This is a genomic window from Polaribacter sp. HL-MS24 (assembly GCF_032758595.1).
In the GTDB taxonomy this organism is placed as follows: Bacteria; Bacteroidota; Bacteroidia; order Flavobacteriales; family Flavobacteriaceae; genus Polaribacter.
This window is the reverse complement of record NZ_CP136415.1, coordinates 770,872-797,694: the sequence shown is the minus strand read 5'-3', so window position 1 is coordinate 797,694 and position 26,823 is coordinate 770,872. Positions and strand designations below refer to the sequence as shown.

The 26,823-nt window shown below is 33.3% G+C and carries 17 protein-coding genes, 1 tRNA gene and 1 pseudogene; 18 read left to right on the top strand and 1 reads right to left on the bottom strand.

Annotated features, from left to right (window positions below; all coding sequences use genetic code 11):
* Nucleotides 1-130 precede the first annotated feature (130 nt).
* Nucleotides 131-1,351, top strand: coding sequence for a metallophosphoesterase (locus tag RRF69_RS03715; RefSeq protein ID WP_316941105.1), 1,221 nt, complete (start codon nt 131-133; stop codon nt 1,349-1,351).
* Nucleotides 1,352-1,438: 87 nt separating this feature from the next.
* Complete coding sequence (locus RRF69_RS03710; RefSeq protein WP_316940621.1) at nt 1,439-1,732, top strand: thioredoxin family protein; 294 nt, start codon at nt 1,439-1,441, stop codon at nt 1,730-1,732.
* Between the two features lie 61 nt (nt 1,733-1,793).
* Here the strand turns inward: RRF69_RS03710 and RRF69_RS03705 are convergent, their stop codons facing one another.
* On the bottom strand, nt 1,794-4,922 hold the full coding sequence (locus RRF69_RS03705) for a DUF2723 domain-containing protein (protein WP_316940620.1): 3,129 nt from the start codon (nt 4,920-4,922) through the stop codon (nt 1,794-1,796).
* A 169-nt stretch (nt 4,923-5,091) separates the two neighbouring features.
* Between RRF69_RS03705 and RRF69_RS03700 the strand changes: the two genes are divergently transcribed.
* From RRF69_RS03700 to RRF69_RS03625, 16 genes and pseudogenes are all read left to right on the top strand, one after another.
* Nucleotides 5,092-5,163, top strand: a tRNA-Gln gene (locus RRF69_RS03700).
* A 123-nt stretch (nt 5,164-5,286) separates the two neighbouring features.
* A complete protein-coding gene (locus RRF69_RS03695) occupies nt 5,287-5,472 on the top strand; it encodes a hypothetical protein (protein WP_316940619.1) in 186 nt (61 codons plus the stop codon).
* 248 nt (nt 5,473-5,720) lie between these two features.
* Nucleotides 5,721-7,901 (top strand): hypothetical protein, encoded by a 2,181-nt coding sequence (locus tag RRF69_RS03690; RefSeq protein WP_316940618.1) that lies wholly within the window; start codon nt 5,721-5,723, stop codon nt 7,899-7,901.
* An 84-nt stretch (nt 7,902-7,985) separates the two neighbouring features.
* Entirely contained in the window at nt 7,986-8,507 is a 522-nt protein-coding gene (locus RRF69_RS03685; RefSeq protein WP_316940616.1) for a helix-turn-helix transcriptional regulator, read from the top strand.
* A 254-nt stretch (nt 8,508-8,761) separates the two neighbouring features.
* Complete coding sequence (locus RRF69_RS03680; protein ID WP_316940615.1) at nt 8,762-11,746, top strand: TonB-dependent receptor; 2,985 nt, start codon at nt 8,762-8,764, stop codon at nt 11,744-11,746.
* A gap of 14 nt (nt 11,747-11,760) precedes the next feature.
* A complete protein-coding gene (locus RRF69_RS03675; RefSeq protein ID WP_316940614.1) occupies nt 11,761-13,200 on the top strand; it encodes a RagB/SusD family nutrient uptake outer membrane protein in 1,440 nt (479 codons plus the stop codon).
* Between the two features lie 89 nt (nt 13,201-13,289).
* Nucleotides 13,290-14,636, top strand: coding sequence for a glucoamylase family protein (locus RRF69_RS03670; protein WP_316940613.1), 1,347 nt, complete (start codon nt 13,290-13,292; stop codon nt 14,634-14,636).
* 19 nt (nt 14,637-14,655) lie between these two features.
* Nucleotides 14,656-16,041 carry a glucoamylase family protein gene (locus RRF69_RS03665; protein ID WP_316940612.1) on the top strand — a complete coding sequence of 462 codons (1,386 nt, stop codon included), beginning with the start codon at nt 14,656-14,658 and terminating at the stop codon, nt 16,039-16,041.
* Nucleotides 16,042-16,130: 89 nt separating this feature from the next.
* A complete protein-coding gene (locus RRF69_RS03660) occupies nt 16,131-17,585 on the top strand; it encodes a glycoside hydrolase family 3 N-terminal domain-containing protein (protein ID WP_316940611.1) in 1,455 nt (484 codons plus the stop codon).
* Entirely contained in the window at nt 17,569-18,276 is a 708-nt protein-coding gene (locus tag RRF69_RS03655) for a glycoside hydrolase family 3 C-terminal domain-containing protein (protein ID WP_316940610.1), read from the top strand. The genes RRF69_RS03660 and RRF69_RS03655 overlap by 17 nt, the downstream gene beginning before the upstream one ends.
* Before the next feature lie 57 nt (nt 18,277-18,333).
* Complete coding sequence (locus RRF69_RS03650; RefSeq protein ID WP_316940609.1) at nt 18,334-20,334, top strand: hypothetical protein; 2,001 nt, start codon at nt 18,334-18,336, stop codon at nt 20,332-20,334.
* Between the two features lie 176 nt (nt 20,335-20,510).
* The gene (locus tag RRF69_RS03645; protein WP_316940608.1) at nt 20,511-22,547 is read left to right on the top strand and encodes an MFS transporter; all 2,037 of its coding nucleotides are present in this window, start codon (nt 20,511-20,513) and stop codon (nt 22,545-22,547) included.
* 15 nt (nt 22,548-22,562) lie between these two features.
* Nucleotides 22,563-24,428 (top strand): glucoamylase family protein, encoded by a 1,866-nt coding sequence (locus RRF69_RS03640; protein ID WP_316940607.1) that lies wholly within the window; start codon nt 22,563-22,565, stop codon nt 24,426-24,428.
* The gene (locus RRF69_RS03635; protein ID WP_316940606.1) at nt 24,409-24,768 is read left to right on the top strand and encodes a glucoamylase family protein; all 360 of its coding nucleotides are present in this window, start codon (nt 24,409-24,411) and stop codon (nt 24,766-24,768) included. Before RRF69_RS03640 ends, RRF69_RS03635 begins: the two co-directional genes overlap by 20 nt.
* Nucleotides 24,761-26,437 (top strand): annotated as a pseudogene (locus tag RRF69_RS03630) (glycoside hydrolase family 97 catalytic domain-containing protein); the annotation flags it as partial. The gene RRF69_RS03635 and the pseudogene RRF69_RS03630, both read left to right, overlap by 8 nt.
* Nucleotides 26,429-26,815, top strand: coding sequence for a glycoside hydrolase family 97 C-terminal domain-containing protein (locus tag RRF69_RS03625; protein WP_316941104.1), 387 nt, complete (start codon nt 26,429-26,431; stop codon nt 26,813-26,815). The pseudogene RRF69_RS03630 and the gene RRF69_RS03625, both read left to right, overlap by 9 nt.
* Nucleotides 26,816-26,823 lie beyond the last annotated feature (8 nt).

Sequence of the window (26,823 nt, the reverse complement as noted above, 5' to 3'; positions counted from 1 at the left end):
TGACGAAAAACAATGTGTTTTCTAAAGAAAAAGAATCACAGCAGTAAAGCTACAAAACTTTAACAGGATGTTAAAATTGATTTGTGTTTTAACAGGTATATTTGTCAAAATTTTTAAAGACTTCAGGGATATGCGTTGGATTGTGAGGATAAGTGTTTTAGTGATCATTATGGTGGTGCTCGAATTGTATGCTTTTCAGGCGCTCAAAACGGTGTCTAAAAGCAAATGGATTCGATATTCGTGGGTGATTATCAGTTTGGTTGCCTACTGTAATTTTTTATATGTCATGATCACCTATGACCGAAGCCAGGGGCAAACCCCCCAATTCCAAATGGCAATGGGGACTATGTTAACGGTCTTATTACCCAAATTGGCAATTCTCTGTATTCTTTTTGGAGAAGATGTTTACCGATGGATTTTAAAATTCTTTTCTGTAATTTCTTCTGGAGAAACACAACCTCTAGCTGATAGAAGGAAATTCCTCTCTCAACTCGCTTTGGGGTTGGCAGCGATTCCTTTTGCCTCCTTTATTTATGGAATCATACAAGGAAAATACAACTATAAGGTGGTCAGATACACGCTTACTTTTGATGATTTACCTGCCGCTTTTGATGGGTTTACGATTACCCAAATTTCAGACATTCATTCGGGAAGCTTTACCAATAAAGAGAAAATTGAATACGGAGTTGATTTGATCAATGAGCAAAAATCGGATCTGCTTTTATTTACCGGAGATCTTGTAAATAATAAAGCCGACGAAATGGACAGTTGGATTTCTGTTTTTGACAAATTGGAAGCCAAACATGGAAAGTTTTCAATACTTGGAAACCATGATTATGGTGATTATATGGACTGGAAAAATCCTGAAGACAAGGTCAGAAACTTTCAGGAAGTCAAAAACGTACATCAAAAAATTGGTTTTGATTTGTTGTTGGACGAACACCGATATTTAGAAAAAGAAGGTCAAAAAATAGCCTTATTGGGCGTTGAGAATTGGGGAAAAGGATTCAATCAAGCGGGGGACTTAGAGCGAGCTTCTGCAGGGATTCATCAAAATGATTTTAAGATTTTAATGTCTCACGACCCTAGTCACTGGGAATATAAAGTAAAACAAGATCCGTTCAATTATCAGTTGACCTTGAGTGGGCATACGCACGGTTTGCAGTTGGGTATTGAAATTCCGGGTTGGATCAAATGGAGTCCCTCAAAATATGTTTACAAACAATGGGCAGGTTTGTACGAAGAGGCTGGAAGATTCATAAATGTAAACCGCGGTTTTGGTTATCATGCCTTTCCAGGTAGAGTAGGAATTTGGCCTGAAATTACCGTCATTGAACTGAAAAAAGGTTGATACTCAAAGGATTCATTAAGATTTCGTATATTTGTAGATTAAGAATTCGATAATTTATACGTTTTTGCCCCATATAAATTTTATGTTATGACAAAATTTGGTGAATTAATTAGTGTTCAGAAGCCTGTTTTAATAGATTTCTATTTCGATTGGGATGAGGTTGATAATGGTGTGGAAACACTTCGTGATGTTGCTGCTGCTTTGGGTGATCGTGCCAAAGTGATTAAAATTGACATCAAAAAGAACGAACCTCTTGCAGAAGCTTTGCGTGTCAAAGGAAATCCTACTTTTATGATTTATAAAGATGGCGAAATGAAATGGCGCCAAACAGGAGAGCAAGATGCCAATACGCTGATTGGTCTCGTACAACAATACCTTTGATTTTTTGATTTTTATAAAATTTCCTGCCTTCGTCTGAACGGCAGCAGGATTTTATTGCTTTTTAGTCTTTAAAAAGATCAGCATCCCCAGCAGTTTCTTCTTCTTCAGCAGGCATGATATGGTTGAATAAATCCAGCGTTCCATTAAATTCGTCTTGTAGTTGTTTCAAGTATTCAAATTCGGGATCATTCTCTTGCACCTGCTCTAATACTCCTCGATACAAATAGCGGAAGGTCATGTCAAAATCCTCAAAAACCAAGTCGAAGTCATTTTTTGAAAAGCTACTGTGCCAAATGAGTTTTTCTCTAAACAAATCAATCAATATCTCAGCAGTTTTTCTAGCTTTTTCAACTTCGCCCAGGCGATAGTACATTTCTGGATATTCTAAGGACAAACTATAATGGTCAAAATCTTTGATGGGTAGTTTGTCTAGAGATAGGTCTAAAACCTCAATGGCTTTTAAAGTGTCCCCTTCCTGTGCGAAGGCTGAAGATAAGCGCATTAAGCTATTTCGCATTGAAATGGCATTTCGTTTGCTTTGTTCGTCCAAATAGATTTTTCCATCGTTGATGTTGCGCCAATTCCATTTTTGAACATTACTGTACATTTTTTCAGGATCGATTCTCCCCATGTCAAAAAGGCTCTTTTTTCCAATTGGTGTTTTGATTGGAACAAGTTTGTATCCCAATCCATCTAGCTGAAGATAGTCTTTTAACCAAATGTATTCTTCATCTGCATTGGAACCACCGGTAAAGTATATCGGCTGTTTCCAATCGTTATTGGCTAGGATATCTAGCATTAAAATTCTGTTTTTGGTAATTCCGCGATCTATTTTAATGTCGATATAGTCCACAATTTTATCCGCATCTTTGGGTTGTACAATTCCTGTCACCAAGACATTTTCTTTGTTGACAGGAATTCGGATATTGTTGGAGGGTAATATTTTTTCGGGAATACCATCCTCATCTAAATCGTAAAAAGTTCGACTGTTTTTGCTTTCTATCCAACGCATGAAGTCTTTGATAGAAATGGTAGAGTCTTTTGGGATGGCTCTCAATTCATCAAAATAATATGCAACATCCAAGCTTCCAAATTTGTATAAATCATGGGTCAATTGAGATGGAATCGGAGGTGCATCATAAGTAGCACGTTTCATTTGATCGATGTACCAGTCGGTTGCAAACAAACTAGTATTGATCAATTTGATATCGGTTCGAATGCCTTCTACTTCTTGCATATACCAGAGCGGGAAAGTGTCATTATCGCCAATGGTAAACATAATGGCATTGGGGTCACAAGATTCTAAATAGGCCTGTGCATTCAGGTGAGCAGTAAATCTGTTAGAGCGATCATGGTCGTCCCAGTTTTGCTGTGCCATTAAAGCAGGTACAGCAACGAGTGCGATCGAACTGATGACAATTGCTACTGTTTTTTGGTTTGCACACTTTTTAAGCGCTTCATACATGGAGAGCACTCCAAAACCTATCCAGATTGCAAAAATATAAAAACTACCGACCACGGCATAATCTCTTTCTCGAGGCTCGAATGGTTTGGGGTTGGTGTAAAAAATGATTGCCAAACCTGTAAAAGCAAAAAAGAGCAGTAAAGTGAAAAAGTTTTCCTTATCCCATTTGATCTGGTAGAGGAGACCAATCAATCCTAACAGAAAGGGTAAAAAATAGTAGGTATTTCGTCCTTTGTTTTCAAGAACATAAGATGGAAGGTTTTGTTGAGAACCGATTCGCGCTTCATCGATGAAATCAATTCCACTCAACCAGTTTCCGTTGTTGATATCAAGATTTCCTTGAATGTCATTTTGTCTTCCAACAAAGTTCCACATAAAATATCGTCCGTACATGTACCCAAACTGATAGTCGATCATAAAGGTCAAGTTCTCCCCAAAAGTGGGTCTTCGTTCGCTTTTCTGAGGGATTCCAGCAATGGCTTTGTAACGCTTAATGACTGCAGGAGAGGGGTCTACCATTCGTGGAATAAATCCTTTGTGCTTGTCGGAATAATTTGGCAATACATCTTTGTAATGATTTACTATAATATATTTTCCGTCTTTCTTTTCGTATTTTGGTTTGTCGTCCTTAGAAGGAGTGTCTCGGTCAATTTCTCTTTGGTAAGAATTTGAATAATAGGTATCATAAAAAACATTGGCGTCTCCGTATTGTTCTCTATTGTAATAGGCGAGTAACTCACGTGCGCTCGATGGATTATTTTCGTTAATTGTAGTATTGGCATTGGCCCTTATGGGTAACATGATCCAAGAAGAGAACCCAACCATGATAAATAACAAGGACAATAGGAATGTATTAAGCGCTATTTTCTTCTTTTTTCGAGTCCATTTGAGCCCATAATAAAACAAAGCTATCAAAATAATTCCTGCGATAATGGTGCCCGAATTGTAAGGCATTCCGATAGAGTTGATGAAAAATAATTCGGAAGCACTAAAGAATTTTAAAGTAAATGGAAATAGAAATTTAAAAACAAGCATCAATATCACAATCGCAATAAAGGTTGCAATCGCAGTTGTTTTTAGGGTGATTTTTGGATAGGTTTTAAAGAAGTACAATAAGACAATGGACGGAATGACTAATAAGGATAGAATGTGAACACCAAAGGAGAGGCCCACTACAAAACTGATTAGAACCAACCATTTGTTCCCCCGAGGGAGGTGCATTTCGCTTTCCCATTTCAAGCCCAGCCAGAACAATAACGCCATTAAAAAAGAAGACATTGCATAAACCTCACCTTCTACGGCGCTAAACCAAAAACTGTCCGAAAAGGTATATGCTAAGGATCCAACAAGGCTACTTCCTAAAATTGCAATGTATTTTCCCTCGGTTAGTGCACCCGATTTTAATGCCAATTTTTGACTCAAATTAGAAATCGTCCAAAACATAAAAAGAATGGTAAATGCACTTGCAAGAGCAGACATGAAATTCACCATTTTAGCAATTTCTGAAACCTCTGTTGTAAACATCGCAAAAAAGGCCCCTAGCATTTGAAATAGAGGTGCTCCAGGAGGATGACCCACTTCAAGTTTTACAGCTGTTGAGATGTATTCTCCAACATCCCAAGAACTTACGGTAGGTTCTATGGTTAAAGAATAGGTAATTAAAGCTATAGTAAATGTGGTCCAACCTAAAATTAGATCCCATTTTTTAAAGTTGAATGATGTCATGATTTGTAAAATATTGTGTTGCGAATTTACTAATAAATCCGAATAAAATGCTCGTAAATAGCGGGAACCCCATTGAAAATTTCATAAAAGATTGTTAAACCGAATCTTTTTTTAGAAAATGCTTGTAGAATTGAAACTTTGTTATAAATTTGCACCCGCAATAAAGCATTGGCCTATGGTGTAATTGGTAACACACCGGTTTTTGGTACCGACATTCAAGGTTCGAGTCCTTGTAGGCCAACAAAAGCAGCTTTTAATCCCTTTTGAACTGTTAGTTTGGAAGGGATTTTTTTTTTCTGTTTAAAGGTACTATTTTTTATTCTTTTAAACAGTGGGGTTTTAAGGGCTGCTTACAGTTATTACTATGAACTATTTGCTATTCAATGCAAAGCCCTTTGTAGCCTCCTCTTATGGAGCCTACTTGTCCACACCATGGGCAATCTCCTCCTATCATTTTTGTCCATTATTGCAAAAGCAAGTTGCTCCTCCAAATCCTCCAGTCAACAGGGTTGTTTCAACAAAAAAAGCAAGGAGAGTAAAAATGAAATAAAAAAAACAAAATTTAAATATTGTATCTATTATTTCAGCTAAAATACAAAGCGATACTGAAAATTATTATATAAATATGACTTTATTTAAAGCTAGATTAGATGTAGGGAATTTAAATAATTCAAAGCATAATATCACTCATTTCTAAAAATAATATTGTTTAAATGAATATTATTAAATATTAGTAAAAACATATATATTTACTTATATTTACTTAAAATTTACGATAAAAACAATAACCGTAGAAGAATGAAAATAGCATTGTACTTGAGGACATACGCTTTGTTTGTTGTTTTAATGTCAGTTTGCTTGCCCTTAAATTCTCAAAGTTTTAATCCAGAGATAGAAAATTATTCGATTAAAGATTATAATGCGGATAATCAAAACTGGGGAATTGATGTTGATTCAGATGGAGTTGTTTATGTAGCAAATAACAAAGGACTTCTAATGTATACTGGAGAGGTTTGGAAACTTTTTGAGCTTCCAAACAATACAATTGTGCGTTCAGTTTTGGTAGATCAAAATCGAATTTATACAGGCTCTTATGAAGAGTTTGGTTTTTGGACAAAGAATAGTTACGGAGGTATAAAATACACATCACTTGTTAATAAGTTTGATGCTTCACATGATTTTACAAATGAACAATTCTGGCAAATAACTTCGTATAAAGAAAAAATATTTTTTAAATCAATTTCAGGTGGAATTTATGTATACGATGGAGATGCTATTAAGTATATTGAAAATAGCGTAGATACTTTTGATATGGTGGTATATCAAAACAAATTGATAATTGGTAATAGAAGTAGAGGACTTCTCCAAGTACATAATGATAAATTAATTCCTTATAGAGGTAGAGAGGATGTTTTACCCAAATTGGATTCTATAAATAATGTAGCTTCCGTAGGAGAACAATTGTTTTTTTTCGACCTTAAAAATGGAGGTTTTTTATACAATTCGACTTTAAAAAAAGCTAAATCACTACCAAAGAAAATAAATTTATTTCTTTACAAAAGTATTTTAAATAAAGCCACTTTTTTAGATGAAGACACATTAATTTTTGGCACTATAAAAGAAGGGTTAATTCTTTATAATATCAAGTTAAACACACTTAAGCAGATAAATAATATTTCAGGGTTAAATAATAATACGGTTTTAGATTTAAAATTTAAACAAGGGTTACTTTGGGTTGCTTTGGATAATGGACTAAGTAAAATTAATTTTAAATCACCTTTTCTTTTCTATAAAGATGATACAGGTATTTTAGGAAGAGTTTATGATGTAGTCTTTTTTAAAAATAAATATTATCTGGCAAGCAATACAGGTGTTTATATGCTTTCAAAGACTAGAGAGTTAAAATTAATTGATAATACTGAAGGTCATGTTTGGAGTTTAGATATAATAAATAATCAATTATTTGTTAATCACAATGAAGGAAGTTTTGTAATAAATTCAGACACTATCTCTGAAAAAATTCATTCTGACGGAGTCTATAGAATGATAAAGGTACCAAAAAAAAAGAACCAATACCTACAAAGCACTTATACAGGAATAAGGTTAGTTCGGAAAAATGAAAAAAGTTGGTATTCTGTTTCAGTAAAAAATATTTCTTTTCTAGTAAACAAAATTGTATTTGAATCGGATTCTGTTATTTGGGCTTCACATCCATATAAAGGAGTTTTTAGAATACAACTTAATAAAAACTATACAGAAGCTTTAAAAATAAAAGCTTACGAGAAAATCCAAAATCACAATCTATATCAAACTAAGATTTGTAAAATAAATGATACTATTTTGTTTTATAATTCCGGATTATGGTTTACTTATCTAAAAAACAAAGACAGTATTGTTAGTTATGAGAGGTTTCAAAAATTCAATAACAAAGCTTTAATTTCATATGGAGATAAAGGCGGTTGGTTAATAGATAAGGAGAATAGAATTACTTATTTTGATGAAAATTACCTTGAGATCAATCAAATTGATATGTCTGAGGTTAAAAGAAGATCTGTAAGTGGTTTTGAGAAAATTAAAGCTCAGAACGATTCATTAAGAATTATAAACCTTAATGATGGTTTTGCTCTCTTTACTATGAATGAGATAGAAGAGAAAGATAATAAAGAGGTTAAAACCCCCATTATTAATAGGATCTATTCAAAAAATAAAGAGTTCTCTATAAATGAGTTTAAATTACGGATTCCTTATAAAGACGCTCAATACTTATCTTTCGAAATTAGCACACCTTATCTATATGGTGGAGGTAAGTATAGTTATAATTTGTATGGAAAAATAAACCAAAATGAATTGTTCAATAAAGGCAAACTAACCCTGCAAAATTTAGCATATGGAGATTACGTTTTAGCTATTAAAAATAATAGTATAAAGGAAAAAATTTCTAAGATAAAAGAGCTTCATTTTACAGTACTTCCACCTTAGTACTTATCATTGTTAATGAAGTTTATATATGTATTACTGCTACTACTAGTTTTTTATTTAATTTATATTTTTAATAAAAATAAAATGAAGAAAAAGCAAATAGCACTTGAAAGAAAATATATTAGCGAAACTCAAAATAGAATTAACAAAATTGAAAAAGAAAATCTAAAAAAAGAAATAGAGTCCAAAAGAAAAGAATTATTGAATACTACTGATGCTGCAATAAGAAAAAATGAGTCAATTATGATATTAAGAAATGAGCTCAAGCGATTTGTAGAAATCAGTCCTAAAAAATCAGTAAAAACTAAAAAAATTCTTGAAATAGCAGAAAAAAATATTTTTAATAATAGGGATTGGGAAATATTTGAATCAAATTTCAATGAATTAAATCAAGATTTTTTTAAAAAGCTTACAGATATACAACCAAAATTAACAAAGAAAGATTTAAGGCTTTGTGCATATGTGAAAACTGGTCTTACTTCTAAAAAAATTGCCCCACTTATGGGTATAAGTGTTAGAGGAGTTGAATTACACAGATATAGATTAGGGAAAAAATTAAATATTACTATTGAAGAAACCCTTGCTAAATTTTTGCTTAAATTTTGATATGTTTTTTTAGAGATAGTTCTTTTTAAGGTGTAATTTTATTCATCTCCATCTCATTTTTTGCCTTATTTTCTACATCATTTTCTACATCTAAAAGTTAAAAATTAATATACGTATACGTGCTAATACATTGTATTTCAGTTTTTTACGCTTTCTTCTAATTAAGAGACTAAATATATCATGTGTGTTTTTGTTAATTTTACATTAAACAAATTATGAGTGTAATCAATTTAATTCAATTAATAAGGAAAGATATGAAAATTAAAATTTTGTTAATGCTGTTTTTCACATTTTCGATGCAAAGTGTATCAGCTCAAAAACAATTTAATGGGACTGTTTCATCTAACGATGGCTCTTTTTTACTAGGAGCAACTATTGTTGTAAAAGGAACTCAAAAAGGTGTTGAAACAGATTTTGACGGGAAGTTTTCAATTACTGCTAAAGTAGGAGACGTATTAATCATTAGTTATGTAGGTTATAAGTCTAAAGAAGTGGTATTAACAACTTTTAGTAACTATGCAATTATTTTAGAAGAAGGAATAAATCAGTTAGATGAAATCGTAGTTATTGGATATGGAACTCAGAAAAAAGCTATTCTAACAAGTTCGGTCACGCAAGTTAAAGGAGAAGATTTAGCAAAAGAACCAGTAGTAAATGCGATACAGGCTTTACAGGGGAAGGCTGCAGGTGTGCAAATTATTGCTTCAGATGCTCCGGGTAGAGCATCCACTATTGTGATAAGAGGGTTAGGTACTGTACAAGGTGGTCGTAGCCCTATTTATGTGGTTGATGGATTAATTACAGATAACATTGATAATATCAATTCTTCAGATATAAAATCGATGAATGTTCTAAAAGATGCAGCTTCATTAGCTATTTATGGTAATAAAGGGGCTAATGGTGTTATTGTTGTGACTACTAAAAAGGGTCATGAAGGTAAAATGAAAATAACATATGACAATTATACTGGTTTTAGAGATATACTAAGTAGAGTGGAAATGGCTAATGCTTCAGAATACGTAATTTATACTAACGAAGCTATTTTAAGAAGTTTATCTAATGACAATGATGTTAGTTCGTTTTTACCTACAAATCAACCTTATAATACTGATTGGTTAGATGTAATTACTAGAATAGGTAGAGTTTCTAACCATAATTTATCACTTTCTGGAGGTACTGAAAATTTGCAATCTTTTTTTAGTGCAGGATTATACGAAGAAGAAGGTATCCTTAAGGACAGTGATTTCAACAGGCTTACCCTAAGAAGTAATTTAAATTATAAAATAAATGACAAACTAGATTTTTCACATAACATAAATGTTCAATTATCTAGTTCTAGTCCCACAATAGATAGTAGGTTTACTACAGCTTACAAACAAGCTCCAATCATTCCTGTGAGAGATGATCAGGGGAGATATGGATCTTCTAAAGCAATTAACAACGTAGGAAATCCTGCAATTATAGAATTCAATGAACAACAGGAGAAAAGATTTAGATTGCAAGGAGCATTTAAATTAGATTATAAATTATTAGAGCCTTTAACATTCACATCTCGTTTTACGATTGAATCAGAGTATGATCGTTTTCGTGATTTTAGGAATCGTTTAGGTTCTTACTTAGCATCTAACCCTGATAATACAGAAGCCAAATTTGAAGGAGGAATCGATAACCCGGCAAAAACAAGGTTAACCATGTCTAACTTTAATAGTTATAGATGGTTTGTAGATAACTATGTAACCATTAATAAAACCTTTAACGAAGTGCATAACATTAATGCTACTTTAGGGATAACTGCTGAAGAGCGTGGTGGTGAGTTTTTATCTGGAACTCGAAATAATGTGCCTATTGATAGAAACTTAAGATTTAATTTAGGAACTGGTGATTTAGATACTACTCAAAAGTCGGATGGTAATTTAAACGTTCAGCATAGACTTTATTCATATATCGCAAGGGTAAATTATGATTATAAAGACAAATATCTTTTAAATGCTTCTTTTAGAAGAGATGCCTCTAGTAAATTCCAAGCAGGTAGTCGTTCTGGTGATTTCTTTGCAGTTAGTACAGGATGGGTAGTTACAGAAGAAGATTTTATGCAAGATGGTTTGTTTGATGTTCTTAAACTAAGAGCAAGTTATGGAGAATTAGGAAATGATAATGTTAGATTTAATGTTTTAACTGCAACTACAGGAGCTGGTGGTTTTTATCCTTTCGGTTCAGGGCAAAACGTACAACAAGGTATTACAATTTCAGGAGCAGTTCAAGAAGATTTAACTTGGGAGGTAACCAATGAGTTAAATTTAGGAGTTGAATTTACATTGCTAGATCGTAAATTAAGTGGAGAAATTGATTATTATAAAAGAGTCAATACTAATGCTACTTTAGAGATACAACTGCCAGATGTGGTAGGTTATCTTCCATTTAATTCTCACGTAGGAGAAATTCAAAATAAAGGTGTTGAGGGTTCTTTATATTGGTCTGATGCTATAAGCGATGAATTTAAATATCATATTGGAGGTAATTTTTCATACAATAAAAATGAGTTGACTAAAGTGTTAAATCCATTTTTTAATGAACAAACAGGTGGAAATATTGATAACGGACAATATACAAAGCGAGTTGCTGTTGGACAGCCATTAGGTAGCTTCTTTTTATATGATATTGAAGGAATAGATGATAGAGGTGAATTTGTTTATAAAGATGTTAATAATGATGGAACGATTGATGAAACAGATAGACAATTTTTCGGGTCGTATTTTCCCAAATATTTTTTTGGAATTAACCTAGGATTTGAGTACAAAAATTTCGACTTTAATGTTGATACTTTTGGAAACTTTGGAAACAAAGTATATAATGGTAAAAAAGCACAACGTTTTTCGGGTGAAAATATAGAGAGATCTACCTTTAATAATCGTTGGACATCTGGAAGGGCTAGTAATACAGGGCCAATTGCGTTCAATGCAGTGCCTTTATCTTCTACTTATTATTTAGAGTCTGGTGATTTCTTAAGAATCAATAATATTACATTAGGATATACTTTGCCTCAAAATATTTCGAAGTATTTTTCAAAAATCAGAATTTACGCTTCTGCTAAAAATCCATTTATATTTAAGAAATTTTCAGGATTTACTCCAGAATTGGCTGGTAGTGGAAATGGAGATCCTCTAGGGACAGCAGGTATTGAGTTAGATGCTTACCCGACTTTGAAATCATTCTACGCAGGATTAAACTTGTCATTTTAAAAAAAAATAAAGAGATGAAACATATTATAAAAAACAATCTTGGAAAAAAAACATTAGCATTTTTAATGCTTCTGCTAATTGTATCTTGTAGTGAAGATTTTGTTAATGTCAAAACTAATCAAGAAACAGAATCTGCATTAACTGCTGAAAAAGCACCAGAATTAGTAAACGCAATATATAATCAGTTTTTACAATGGCCTACAAGTACATTTTCATGGATAGGGATATCAAGTATTACATCTGACGATGCATCTAAAGGAAGTTCAGCTGGTGATACTGGTACAGATAAAAATCTTTTAGATGGTTTAGAAATTGATGCAACATTGTTGTCAGTTAGAGAGGTTTGGAGTTCGCATTATGCAGGAATTCAGAGAGCAAATCAATCTTTGAGTAGATTGCCTTTGTTTGATATGGATGAAGATTTGAAAAATAGATTAATTGGAGAAGCTAAGTTTTTAAGAGCATTATTCTATTTTAGGTTGGTAAAAACATATGGTGGAGTGCCTTTATTAAAAGCTATAACAAGCATAGAAGATGTAACTCCAGATATTTTAGCAAAAGCGAGTAAAGAAGACACTTATGCTTTTATTGAACAAGATTTAAAAGACGCTATTTTAGTTTTACCAGAGAAAAGTGCTTACCCAAATTCTGAACTTGGGAGAGCAACAAAAGGAGCTGCAAAAGCCCTTCTAGCTAAAGTTAGTATGTACCAGAACAAATGGCAGGAAGCAAAAACTTTAACTGATGAAATTATTTCATCTAACGAGTATGGGTTAACACCTAACTATGAGGACATTTGGAAAGAAACGAGTGAAAACAATATAGAGTCTATATTTGAAATTCAAGCTAGAGCAGATCAACCTGCAGCAGGTGTTCAAGGATACAGTGTTTCCCAAGGAGCAAGAGGCGATGGTGGTTTTGGATGGGGTTTTAATACTCCAACACAAGATTTGGCTGATTCTTATGAATCAGGAGATACTAGAAGAGATGCTACTATCATGTTTAGAGGAGAAATTCTTTTTGATGGAAGAGAGATTAATGTAAATGCTGTGAATCCAATGTACAACCAAAAAGCGTATTCAAGTGAATTTTCTGATGCATGGGAAACAGGGAAGAATATAAGAATTCTACGTTATGCAGAAGTGTTATTAATAAATGCAGAAGCAGCTACTCAGATAGGTGGCGATGCAGCTACACCTTTAAATTTAGTACGTAATAGAGCTGGGTTAACAGATATTGCGAGTCCTACACAAATGGATGTTTGGAAAGAAAGACGATGGGAATTAGCATTTGAACATGATCGTTATTTTGACTTAGTGAGACAAGGTAGAGCTGGTGATGTATTGCGTTCAAAAGGAATTCCTTTTGTTGATAATAAGCATGAGGTATTTCCAATTCCTCAAGAGCAAATTGTTAAATCTGGAGGCGTGCTAATTCAAAATCAAGGATATTAATTAACGATAAAAAACTAAAAATTGCTCCTCCCAATTATTGTTTTGGGAGGGCTAATCTCTTTTTAGGTGAAATTTTAAAATTGAACGCAATGAATAACAAATTATTTATTAAATATTTAAGTGTAATAGTTATACTATTTAGTTGTAGTTCAGAGAAAATAACACCTCCACCACCAGATGTTGGAGGTGGAGATAACAACCCTGTTAACAAAATTACTTTAAACGAACTTTTAGACATAGTTCAGGAAAGAACCTTTAAGTATTTCTGGGATTTTGCAGAACCAGTGAGTGGTTTAGCTAGAGAACGTTCTCAAGATAATGCTTATGGAGGAGAATCTCCTAGAATTGTAACTATGGGAGGCTCAGGTTTTGGTATATCAAGTTTTCCTGCGGGAGTTGAAAGAGGTTGGATAACCCGAACTGCAGCCATAGCTCGTCTTAAAAAAATATTGACTTTTTTAGAGTCTGCTGAGACTTATCATGGTGCTTTTTCACATTGGTATTATGGCGATACAGGAAAAACAAGACCTTTTAGTGCTAAAGATGATGGAGGAGATATAGTGGAGACTGCTTTTTTAATACAAGGTTTATTAATTAATAGACAGTATTTTAATGGTAATGGAGATGAAAAAGATATTCGAGATCGTATAACGGCTATTTGGGAAGCAGTAGAATGGGATTGGTATACTCAAGGAAATAAATCGATTACTTGGCATTGGTCTAAAAATTTTAATTTCGAAAAGAACCATATAGTTAGTGGTTGGAATGAAGCTTTAATTCTATATGTATTAGCAGCTTCTTCACCTACTCATAGTGTAGATAAGTCAACTTATATAAATGGTTGGGGACGAAATGGTGCTATAAAAAATGGAAAAACATTTTATGGTATTAAACAACCGTTAGGATGGGATAGAGGTGGACCTTTATTTTTTTCTCATTATTCATTCATAGGATTAGACCCAAGAAATTTGTCAGACCAATACGCTTCCAATTATTTTGAGCAGAATAAAGCACATTCACTAATTAATTATGAGTATTGTAAAGCTAACCCAAAAGGCTATAAAGGTTACAATGGTGAAAGTTGGGGGTTAACAGCAAGTGATAATCATCAAGGGTATTCAGCCCACGAACCTAACAATGATTTAGGTGTAATAACTCCTACGGCAGCTTTATCTTCTTTTCCTTATACACCTATAGAATCAGAGAAAGCATTAAGGTATTTTTATGGGAATCTTAAAAGTAATTTATGGGGTCCATATGGATTTTATGATGCACTTTCTGAACACCATAAGTGGTACTCAGATGGGTATTTGGCTATAGACCAAGGACCTATAGTTGCCATGATAGAAAATTATAGAACACAGTTGTTATGGAATCTTTTTATGAATGATCAAAATGTAAAAGACGGTTTAACTAAGCTTGGCTTTACTTTTTAGTAATCTTTAAAGTATTTGTATGATAATTAAAAGGAAAAAATATAAAATCAACTTGATTAAAAGGCATAGCTTACTATTACTATTGTGCTTTTGTATATTATTTTGTCTTTTTAATTGTAAGCATAAAGATACCAAAAGTAAAGAGATTACAAAAGTCAATATTGAAGCAATACCATTTGAAGATTTATTGGATTCAGTTCAAAAAAGATCCTTTAATTATTTTTGGGATTTTGCCGAGCCAATTAGTGGTTTAGCAAGGGAACGTTCACAGAAAGATTCTTTTGATGGTAAAGGTCATGATATTATCACAATTGGAGGCTCAGGGTTTGGATTATCCTGTTTTCCGATTGCTGTTAATAGAGGTTGGATTACGAAGGAAGAAGCCATTTTTCATTTGAAAAAAGTTTTAACCTTCTTGGAGAAAATTGAAACCTATCATGGGGCTTATTCTCATTGGTATATTGGAAAAACAGGGAAAACAAAACCTTTTAGTGGTATAGATGATGGAGGAGATATAGTAGAGACAGCATTTTTAATTCAAGGGTTGCTTATAAATAGACAGTTTTTTTCTGAAAATAATTCAGAAGAAAATGAGTTGAGAAATCGAATCACTAAAATATGGGAAAATGTAGAGTGGGATTGGTATACTCAAGGGAATAAATCGATTACTTGGCATTGGTCTAAGACCCATGATTTCAAAATTAATCTTAATATAAGTGGATGGAATGAAGCGTTGATAGTTTATATTCTTGCAGCTTCTTCGCCTTCTCACTCAATTAGTAAAGAAGTTTATTCTAATGGCTGGACCCGAAACGGAGACATGTATAATGGAAAAACTTTTTACAACCATAAATTATATTTAGGAGAAGATTTGGGTGGGCCACTATTTTTAGCTCAGTATTCATTTATTGGACTGGATCCAAGAGGACTAAAAGATGAGTACGTAGAAAATTATTTCGAGCAAAATAGAAATCATACACTTATCAATTATGAATACTGTAAGTCTAATCCAAATAATTTCAAGGGATATAGTGATAGCTGTTGGGGCTTAACAGCAAGTGATAATCATACAGGATATTCAGCTCACCACCCAGGTAATGATTTGGGTATAATAACACCAACTGCAGCATTATCCTCTTTTCCGTATACACCCATAGAATCCAAAAAAGCTTTAGAGCATTTTTATTACGATCTCAACCATAAACTATGGGGGCAATATGGGTTTTACGATGCCTTTTCAGAGCATCATAATTGGGTAGCAGATGGATATTTGGCCATTGATCAAGGACCAATAATAGCAATGATAGAGAACTATAGAACACAACTATTGTGGAATCTTTTTATGCAAGATTTAGAGATACAAAATGGATTAAATAAACTTGGTTTTTCAAGCCCAATAATTTAATGAGAATTAAAACATACATATTAATTGTAATTTTTTTTATGAATTATAATAATGAAATAAAGGAAGCTAAACTTGATCCAAATTTTGAGATGGAATCAAAAATTGATGCCTTAATGTCAAAAATGACCTTAGAGGAAAAAATAGGGCAAACAGTGATGTATTCTAGTAGTATGGACATCACAGGTCCTGTTTTGGATAAGAATTATAAAAATTATATAAGAGAGGGATATGTTGGTGCAATTTTTAATGCAACAGGAGCCGCATATACACGAAAACTTCAAAAAATAGCAGTTGAAGAAACCCGTTTAGGTATTCCATTATTATTTGGTTACGATGTTATTCATGGTTACAAAACTATTTTCCCAATACCATTGGCAGAATCATGCAGTTGGGATTTAGACTTAATGGAGCAAACTGCAAGAACTGCAGCAATAGAATGCACAGCAGTAGGGTTGCACTGGACCTTTGCTCCTATGGTTGATATTTCTAGAGATGCACGTTGGGGGAGAATTTCTGAAGGCGCAGGAGAGGACACCTATTTGGCAAGTGAAATAGCTAGAGTAAGAGTAAGAGGTTTTCAAGGCGATCTAGCAGATAACAATACAGTACTAGCCTGTGCAAAACATTTTGTAGCTTATGGAGCTGCACAGTCTGGAAGAGACTATCATACAGTAGACATGTCAGAGGTTATGTTGCACAATGTATACTTACCACCATTTAAAGCAGCATTAGATGAAGGAGTCTCTACGTTTATGACGGCTTTCAACGAACTAAACGGAGTTCCAGCAACAGGAAATAAATTTCTTTTTGATGATATCTTAAGAAAAGAATGGGATTTCAATGGTTTTGTGGTTACAGATTATACATCTATTAACGAAATGATACATCATGGCTATGCAAAAGATTTGAAACATGCGGGAGAGTTAGCTATGAATGCAGGTTCAGATATGGATATGCAAGGAGGTGTGTATAAAAACTACATGAAGCAATCCATAGAAGAAGGAAAAATTTCTATAGAGCGATTAGATGAAGCAGTAAGAGATATACTTAGAATGAAATTTAAAATAGGGTTATTTGATGATCCTTATAGATACTGCGATGAAGTTAAAGAAAAGAATCTTGTTCTTAATGAGACACATCTTGAATTAGCAAGAGAAGCAGCCAGAAAGTCAATAGTACTTCTTAAAAATGATGATGGGATTTTACCAATAAGTAATACTAAAAAAGTAGCTCTTATTGGTCCTTTAGCAGATGACCAATCACATATTCTTGGGAGTTGGGCGGCACATGGACATAAAAACACAGATGCCATAATAAGTGTAAAAGAAGCGTTAGATACCAGAGCTATAGATTACAAATATGCAAAAGGCTGCGAAATTATTGGTGGAGACACATCAGGGTTTAAAGAGGCTATAGCAATAGCAGAAGACTCAGATGTTGTGGTTATGGTTATAGGAGAAGCAGCTCATATGAGTGGGGAAGCGGCAAGTAGAACCAACATTAAATTGCTAAGGACACCAACAGGAGTTGATAGCAGAAATTAAAAAAACATTAAAACCAATAGTATTGGTTTTAATGAATGGAAGACCATTAGACCTGTCTTGGGAAAGTACTACAGTAGATGCCATGGTAGAAGCTTGGTTCCCTGGTACAGGAGGAGGTCACGCCATAGCTGACATATTATATGCCGATTACAACCCGTCAGCAAAACTAACGGTATCGTTTCCTAGAAATGTAGGGCAAATTCCAATTTTTTATAATCAAAAAAATACTGGAAGACCTAAAGATATAGAAAATGCTGATCCAAGGTATACCTCAAAATATTTAGATGTAGATAACAGTCCACTATATCCGTTCGGATATGGGCTAAGTTATACAACCTTTGAGTATAGTGATGTTAAGCTAGATACTCATACACTCACCTCAGAAACACCAATAAAAATATCAGTATCCGTAACTAATACTGGAGATTATGATGGCGAAGAAATTGTACAATTATACATTAAAGATGTTGTGGGAAGTATTACCAGACCAATTAAAGAACTTAAAGGATTTAAAAAGGTATTTCTTAAAAAAGGGGAAACAAAAAAAGTAGAATTTGTTATTACTGATAAACTATTAAAATTCCATAACAATAGAGGTGAGTTTATTATCGATGAAGGAGAATTTCAGTTATTTATTGCTGGACATTCGAATCACGAATTTACCAACAAATTTTATTACAAAAAATTTTAACTAAAAAATAAAAACTGTAAAAAAAGAATAATTAACAACTTAAATTTAATAAATCTTATGAAGACAATCAAAATTTTTCGAAGTATACTAATGCTTTCAGCTATTGTTTTGTTAACTTTTTCTTGTGAAGAAGAGCTAACAGAATACCCAACAATAGTATACCAATCTTGTGATGACCCAAATGTTGTAAAGGATACAAATATTCTTACTGATTTTCAATGTCAGGCTAATGTAGAATTGACAGGAGTTGAAACTGTAAGGAATCCTAGTGAGTCTGGAGTTAATAAAAGTAAGTTTGTTGGTAAAACAATTGATGGACCAGATGCATGGGATGCATTGGTCATAGACTATGGTTCTCCTATTGATTTATCTACACATGGTGTTTTTAAAATGAAGGTTAGAACTGAAGTTTCAGGAATACTAAAAGTAAAGTTAGAAGGTGGTACATCTACCCCAATAGAAAAAGATAATACTATTGAGTTAGATAGTGGTTGGACAGAATATGAATTTAATTTTAGTAGCGAAGCAACTGAGAACCATACTAAATTAGTAATCTTCTTTAATGCAGGAGTTGAAAGCAGTGGTACAGATGAATATTTTATCGATGATTTATTTTGGGATAAATCTATTGACCCTTGTGAAGGCGTAACAGCAGACTTGAGTATTATTAGTGATTTCCAATGTCAACAAAATAGATTTTTAGGAGATAAAACGAAAGAAACTTCTGCTCCTGTTGTAGATAATCCAGATAAAAGTGGAATTAATGAAAGTGAATTTGTAGGGAAATATACAGATGATGGAACAAATGCATGGGATAATTTATTAATTGATTTTGAAGAAGAAATTGATTTATCTACCAATTCTCAATTAAAAGTAAAAATACATTCAAGTAAAACAGTTCCATTATTAGCTAAGTTAGAAGGTGGTACAGCTATGGAAATTTGGGGAAGTATAGATCAAACGGATAAATGGGTTGAATATACTTTTGACTTTAGAGCTGCTGCTGGAAATGGTAATACAAAAGTAGTACTTTTCTTTAACGGAGGAAAAAGCGATGGTGCAACTGAAGATGTTTATTATATAGATGATTTAAAATTTGCTCCTTGGGTAGACCCATGTATTGGTATCCCAGCAGATTTAAGTATTATTAGTGATTTTGAATGCCAACAAAATTATACTTTCCAAAACGATAGTGCACCCGTTGTAGCAAACCCAAATAAAAGTGGGGAGAATACAAGTGATTTTGTAGGTGAATTTACAGATGATGGAACAAATGCATGGGATAACCTTCTTGTTGACTTTGGAGCAGAAATTGATTTATCTTCAAATAATCAATTAAATATCAAAGTGCTTTCTGATAAATCAGTGCCAATTTTAGCAAAACTAGAAGGTGGAACAGTTATGGAAATCTGGGGAACAATTGATGTAACTGGAGATTGGAAGAACTACACATTTGATTTTAGCGCTGCTGCAGGAAATGGTAATACAAAAGTAGTTTTATTCTTTAATGGAGGGCAAACTGATGGTACTGCTACTGACAAGTATTACATAGACGATTTCAAGTTTTCACCAATGGATTGTAGTGCTATTGTAGAAAACTGTGCTGGTGTTACTCAAGATTTAAGTATTGTTAACGATTTTGATTGTCAACAAAACTTTGATGGAGTGAATACGATACCTATAGTTACAAACCCTAATGCAAGTTGTGAAAATAGAAGTTCTAACGTAGGGAAATATACAGATGATGGAACTAATCCATGGGATAATTTGCTTATAGATTTTGGAGCACCTATTGATTTATCAACTAAAAATCAACTTAAATTTAAAGTATTGTCAACTAAAACAGTTCCAATTCTAGCTAAAATAGAAGGGGGTACAGCACAAGAGATTCGGGCTAATATTACAGTTGTTGATAAATGGGTTGAATATGCTTTTGATTTTAGTAGTTCAGCAGGTGCTGGAAACACAAAATTAGTATTATTCTTTAATGCAGGGGAAACTAATGGTACCGCTACAGATGATTATTTTATAGATGATATTAGATTTGAAGCGCCTTGATATAGAAGGAAAAGAATTTATAATTAAGAATGTATAATTTAAATTAGTTTGATTTTAGTAGTTTGATTTAAAAAGGAGAGCATATTATATTCTCTCCTTTTTTCTTTTAAAAAATTAAAGATTAGCCAATAATTATCAAGTAATTAATAATATTAAAAACAAAACACAAAGTTATTATGGGTAGTCAAGTAAATGACGTAAAAAGTGTTGTAAGACAAAAAAATCGTATACCATTCTTACAGTTAGTATCTTATGGTTTTGGAGGTATTATTCCAATAGCTTTGTTTAATATTGCAGGGCAACTAATTGGGCTAATAGGGAATATTAGCTTAGGTTTAAGTGCACTTTGGTTAGGAGTTATTTTAATTATTCCTAGACTTTGGGATGCTATTTCCGATCCTATAGTTGGTCATTTTTCTGATAACTTCAGAAGCCGCTGGGGTAGACGCCGACCATTTCTACTTGTTGGAGGCATTGCAGTAGCCGTTAGTTTTGTGCTTATGTGGTGGATACCGGATGGAGAATGGATTCATAGTTTATTCCCAACAGAGTCTGGATTTCAATGGTTTCAATTGTTTTATATTTTATTTTGGTTGCTAATTTTCTTTACTGCATGTACAATTTTTGAAATTCCACATGGTGCATTGGGAATGGAAATGACCACGGATTCTCACGAACGCACTAGGTTATTTAGTGCAAAAAGTTTTCTTGGAAATCTTTTTGCTATGAGCACACCATGGCTTTTTGCTTTGGCAAATATGGAATATTTCAAAGGCGCTGGAGGTAATGAAGCAGATGGAATGAAGTATGTTTCCATAATGGTCGCCGCAATATTGATTCCGCTTTCTTTTTGGTGGTTTTTTAAGGTAAAAGAACCTTACTTTAAAGCTGCTTCAAAACAGAAAAAAACAGCTTTTTGGAGTGACGTTAAACATACTTTTAAAAATAAAACATTTCTTAGGTTAGTTATAATAATTTTCACATTGGCCATGGGCTTTAATTTTGTTAATTTATTAGGCTATTATATTCCTATTTTTTACGTTTTTGAAGGAGATAAAGTAGCTGCTTCAACTCTCTTAGGTGTAAACGGAACGGTTTGGGCTATTACTGGGCTTCTTGCTGTATTTCCATTAAATTGGTTGAGCCCAAAAGTAGGAAAGCGTAAAACATTATTGATTGCGATTGGACTAATGTGTTTGGCTCAGCTTTCAAAAATTGTATGTTATAATCAAGAGTATCCATATTTAGTTGTGATTCCAACTATACTGCTTTCAGCAGGAATGCTTTTTTTCTTCACATTAGGTTCATCAATGGTAGGTGATATATGTGATGAAGACGATTTAAAAACGGGTCGTCGATCAGAAGGAAGTTATTATTCTATTTTTTGGTGGTTTATTAAAATGGGAACCGCTTTAGCAAGCTTTGTAGCTGGAGTATTAATTGTGTTTACTCAATTTGATGAAAGTCAGGTAACTAGTGTGGACCAACTACAAGGTACTATCAATGAAATACAAGATAAAAGGGAGGCCTGGAAAACTAATTTAGAAAATTTAGAAGACACACCAGCACAATTAGTAGAAAGCATAAAAGCCTTCAATGTAGTAGCATTAGAAAAAGCAACTGAATATAAAAAGCAATTAGAAAATGAGATTTCTAATAGTGAAATCAATTCAGTATCAGAGCAAGAAGGTTTAAAAAACTATTTATCACAAATAATAACAACAAATCAAAAACTTGAAGTATTTCAAAGTCGTTTAGATAACCCAAATCTTCACAATCAATCTTCAGAATTAGAAGATATAGTTAAAAGGCTAAACCTAACTTTAACAGAAGTAGATTTAATAAAAGCCCGAAATAGTGGCGAACAACTCTTGTTACACTTAAAATCTAAATTATTAGAAAACACAAAAAGTGAGGAACATTATCAAAAGCTTATTCATAGTATAACTAGTATTAACATAGGTCTTACAGATTTGAAAAATACTGATAACCTAAATGTTTTTGATAAAAAGCTTGTAGAAATTAAAGATCGTATACCAGTATTAATACTACAGTCGCCCTATACACTTTTTATGATGAGAGCCGTAGAAATAGGCTTGCCATTAGTATTATGTATAATCTCCATCCTATTTACGCTGAGCTATACCTTAACAGAAGAGCGATGCCTAGAAATAAAAGAAGCATTAGAAAAAAGAAACCAAGCTAAAACTTAAATAGAAAGTATACTAATGAGCAATTATAAAAATCATAAAAAAATAGTATTGGTTTTCTTTATGTTGTTAGTAACAACTAATACCATCAATGCGCAAGACTCTTATGATGAGCATATGTTTTTTGACAATGCTAAGCATGGTAGTAACTACCATTATAGTTATGGAGAGTACTCCAAACCAAGTAGTCTAAAATTTATAGATACTAAACTACTAACAGATAGTATCACCTTTTTAAGTGCACCTAACAGTTTAAAATTACAATGGAAATCAGGTCCAGGAGGAAACTGGAATGTATCGATAAATAAAAAGAGATGGAGAGGGCAAGCTAATTATATTGGTGATACACTATCCTTTTGGTGTTTCTCAAAAAAGAAAATTTCAGTTGATAAGCTTCCGGATTTGTCATTGAAAAACCGTAAAGGTGGGAGGACACCCACTGTTGCATTTAGAGATTTAATAGATGACAAAGTACTTCAAGAAGGTAAGTGGATACACATAAAAATTCCATTCAATCGTTTTGTTTACGACCCAGAAATGGCACAACCCACATATGATTTTGATTTTGACCATTCCCTAATGAATACAATTACCTTTTCACAAGGCATTGATGATAATGAAGACCATATTATTTACATTGATGATATTGTTGTTATCAATGGAAATTCATCTAAGCAATTAGAAGCACCGAGTAATTTAAAAGCACGTAGTTATGATCGTCATATAGATATTACATGGGAATCTGTTGATGGATTAGTCAAGTATTATAAAATTTATCGGTCAAAAGACGGGAAAAAGTTTAAAGATATTGGTATACAAAGACCAGAATTTAATAGGTATAGTGATTATGTCGGATTAGACAGAGCCCCATTTTATTACCGAATAACAGCCGTAGACTACAATCAAAAAGAGTCAGAGATTTCTAATTCGGTTACTGCATCGACTAGGGAGTTGTCAGAAGAAGAATTATTAACAATGGTTCAAGAAGCAGGGTTTTTATATTATTGGGAAAGTGCAAATTCCAATTCGGGTTTGGCAAGAGAAAACATCCCAGGGAGAAATAATTTGATTGCTTCCGGAGCATCAGGATTTGGAATTATGGCATTACTAGTCGGGATTGAACGTAATTTTATTTCTAGAGAAGAAGGTAGAGAGCGAATTATTCAGATTTTAAACTTTCTTGAAAAGTCTGATCGCTTTCATGGGGTTTGGCCTCATTTTTTAGATGATGCTACAGGAAAAACGATTGCACTTTTTGGACCTAAAGAAAATGGTGGTGATTTGGTAGAAACCTCTTTTTTAATGCAGGGCTTATTAACTGTTAGGCAATATTTTGACAGAAACAACAAAAAGGAAAAAAGTATACGTTCACAAATTACCAAACTATGGGAAAGTATAGAATGGGATTGGTATCGAAAAGAGCCCACAAGTGATTTTCTTTATTGGCATTGGTCTCCTGATTATGAATGGGCAATCAATCACCCGCTTGTGGGTTGGAATGAGACTATGATTACTTATTTGTTGGCCATAGCTTCACCAACACATGCAGTACCAGAAAGTATGTATCATACTGGGTGGGCAGGACAAAGTGATGTAGCAATAAAGTATCGGCAAGACTGGGGTAAAACCAGTCATGGAGACCATTATGAAAATGGAAACACCTATTATGATATTCGTCTGGATGTTGGTGTCGGGTCAGGAGGTCCTTTGTTTTTTACCCACTACTCTTTTATGGGGTTTGACCCAAGAGACAAAACAGATAAATACACAAACTACTTTGAAAATAATAGAAAGTTAGCATTAATAAACAGGGCCTACTGCGTAGATAATCCAAAAGGGTATAAAGGATACGGAGAAGATGCCTATGGGTTTAACAGCAAGTGATAATTACAAAGGATATTTGGCGCATGACCCATCGCAAAAAAATGATAATGGAACCATAACCCCTACAGCCGCACTTGGGGCAATGCCTTATACACCTAAAGAGTCCATGAAAGCACTAAAACATTTTTATTACAATAAAGGAAAAAATCTTTGGGGTATTTATGGTTTTAAAGATGCTTATAATGAGACGGAAAACTGGGTTTCAGAAATTTATATGGGGCTTAACCAAGCACCTATAGTGGTAATGATAGAAAATCATAGAACAGGATTGCTTTGGAACCTTTTTATGTCCCATCCAGATATTAAAAAAATGTCAAATAGTTTATTCAAGAATGAGTAGAATATATATAAAAATTTATTTAACGGTAATGCTGGTAATTTCAAATGCTTGCGAAATGCCTCAAGAGTATTTTGTGAGTGCTCCAGAAGGTCAAGTTTCTGTTCAGTTTAGAATTGATAAAGGAGTACCACAATACAATATTATTAAGAATAATAAAGATATTATAAAACCATCAAAATTAGGCCTTATACTAGAAAAGGATTCATTAAACAACAACTTTGAAATAATAGAAGTAAAACAAACAAGTTCAAATGAAACCTGGTTTCCGGTTTGGGGACAGTACAAAGAAGTTGTAAGTAATTATAATGAGATACAGGTATGTTTGCAGCAAAAAACGAATAGGAAGTTAAAACTCAATATCATCTTCTGTGTATTTAATGACGGAATAGCATTCAGATATGAATTTCCTAAGCAAGAAGGTTTAGAAGAAGTAGTTGTTTTAGATGAAAAAACAGAATTCAACTTAACAGGAGATCATGAAACCTTATGGATACCTGCCAACTATAACAGCTACGAACATCCAACAGTTAATTCAAAAATAAGTGATATTCAAGTTACAGATGAGCAGCTCAATTATTTTTTGGTAAAAGGCATAGAAAACCAAAAAGCAGTCCATACGCCATTAACTATGAAAACAGATGCTGGTAATTATATAAGTATACACGAGGCTGCATTAGTGAATTATCCATCAATGACTTTGGAATTGAACGACAGTAAATATGGCTTTAACTGTGATTTAGTGCCAGCTTCAGATGGCACAAAAGCAACATTGCCATCATCATTTCAAACACCATGGCGAACCATTCAAATAGCAGATACACTAGGAGAGTTGGTTGAATCATCGATGGTTCTAAATTTGAATGCGCCTAATAAAATAAAGAATACTGATTGGATTCAACCCACAAAATATATGGGTATTTGGTGGGGCATACACATAGGAAAGTACACTTTTGAGCCCGGACCAAACCATGGAGCAACCACAGAAAATGCTATGGCATATATCGATTTTGCCTCAGAACATGGCATTAAAGGACTTTTGATAGAAGGCTGGAATAAAGGCATTGAATATTTTGTGGGTAAAAGTAAAGAGCTGCCTAATTTTCAAACCCCAACAGCAGATTACGATTTAAAAAAAGTAGTAGCCTATGCCAAAGAAAAAGGAGTAGAATTAGTTGGCTACCATGAAACCGGAGCTCATGTGTTGAATTATGAAAAGCACATGGATGCTGCTATGGCATATTTAAAAGCACATGGTATAAACTACTTAAAAGTGGGCTTTGTAGGTAACATAATACCAAAAGGAGAACACCATCATGGACAATGGATGGTAAACTTTTATCAGAAAATGGTAGAATCAGCAGCCAAGCATAAAATAATGCTTATAGTTCATGAGCCTATCAAACCAACAGGGTTGAGTAGAACCTAGCCCAATATGATGACGCGAGAAGGTGTGCGTGGGCAAGAATTTAACGCTTGGAGCGAAGGAAATCCACCAGAGCATACGGTAACTTTACCTTTTACAAGAATACTTGCAGGACCAATAGACTATACACCCGGGATATTCAACTTAAAATTTGATGAATATCGAAAGGATAATACTGTAAGAACTACCCTTGCACATCAACTGGCATTGTATGTCGTGTTGTATAGCCCTATACAAATGGCAGCCGATTTACCAGAGCATTACCAAGAGCATTTAGACGCTTTTCAATTCATAAAAGATGTTCCAGTAGATTGGGATGACACCAAAGTATTGAATGCTGAAATAGGTAAATATGTAACCATAGCTAGAAAAGATAAAAATTCGGAAGATTGGTTTATAGGCAGTCTTACAAATGAATCCGAAAGAGAATTGGAAATCACTTTAGATTTTTTAGAAGAAGGTTTAGAATATGAAGCCATCATTTACCAAGATGGAGAAAATGCACATTACGAAACCAACCCAACAGCATACGAAATAAAAAGAGTTCGTGTGAATTCAAAAACGCATCTAAAAATCCAATTAGTTAAAGGTGGTGGAGCGGCTATTCATATTAAAAATAAATAAAGTTAAAA

Bases quoted from the DNA above. Each gene is read 5' to 3' on its own strand.
- RRF69_RS03715 (WP_316941105.1), top strand. From the start codon at position 131: ATGCGTTGGATTGTGAGGATAAGTGTTTTAGTGATCATTATGGTGGTG.
- RRF69_RS03710 (WP_316940621.1), top strand. From the start codon at position 1,439: ATGACAAAATTTGGTGAATTAATTAGTGTTCAGAAGCCTGTTTTAATA.
- RRF69_RS03705 (WP_316940620.1), bottom strand. From the start codon at position 4,922: ATGACATCATTCAACTTTAAAAAATGGGATCTAATTTTAGGTTGGACC.
- RRF69_RS03695 (WP_316940619.1), top strand. From the start codon at position 5,287: ATGAACTATTTGCTATTCAATGCAAAGCCCTTTGTAGCCTCCTCTTAT.
- RRF69_RS03690 (WP_316940618.1), top strand. From the start codon at position 5,721: ATGAAAATAGCATTGTACTTGAGGACATACGCTTTGTTTGTTGTTTTA.
- RRF69_RS03685 (WP_316940616.1), top strand. From the start codon at position 7,986: ATGAAGAAAAAGCAAATAGCACTTGAAAGAAAATATATTAGCGAAACT.
- RRF69_RS03680 (WP_316940615.1), top strand. From the start codon at position 8,762: ATGAAAATTAAAATTTTGTTAATGCTGTTTTTCACATTTTCGATGCAA.
- RRF69_RS03675 (WP_316940614.1), top strand. From the start codon at position 11,761: ATGAAACATATTATAAAAAACAATCTTGGAAAAAAAACATTAGCATTT.
- RRF69_RS03670 (WP_316940613.1), top strand. From the start codon at position 13,290: ATGAATAACAAATTATTTATTAAATATTTAAGTGTAATAGTTATACTA.
- RRF69_RS03665 (WP_316940612.1), top strand. From the start codon at position 14,656: ATGATAATTAAAAGGAAAAAATATAAAATCAACTTGATTAAAAGGCAT.
- RRF69_RS03660 (WP_316940611.1), top strand. From the start codon at position 16,131: ATGGAATCAAAAATTGATGCCTTAATGTCAAAAATGACCTTAGAGGAA.
- RRF69_RS03650 (WP_316940609.1), top strand. From the start codon at position 18,334: ATGAAGACAATCAAAATTTTTCGAAGTATACTAATGCTTTCAGCTATT.
- RRF69_RS03645 (WP_316940608.1), top strand. From the start codon at position 20,511: ATGGGTAGTCAAGTAAATGACGTAAAAAGTGTTGTAAGACAAAAAAAT.
- RRF69_RS03640 (WP_316940607.1), top strand. From the start codon at position 22,563: ATGAGCAATTATAAAAATCATAAAAAAATAGTATTGGTTTTCTTTATG.
- RRF69_RS03635 (WP_316940606.1), top strand. From the start codon at position 24,409: ATGGGTTTAACAGCAAGTGATAATTACAAAGGATATTTGGCGCATGAC.
- RRF69_RS03625 (WP_316941104.1), top strand. From the start codon at position 26,429: ATGGCAGCCGATTTACCAGAGCATTACCAAGAGCATTTAGACGCTTTT.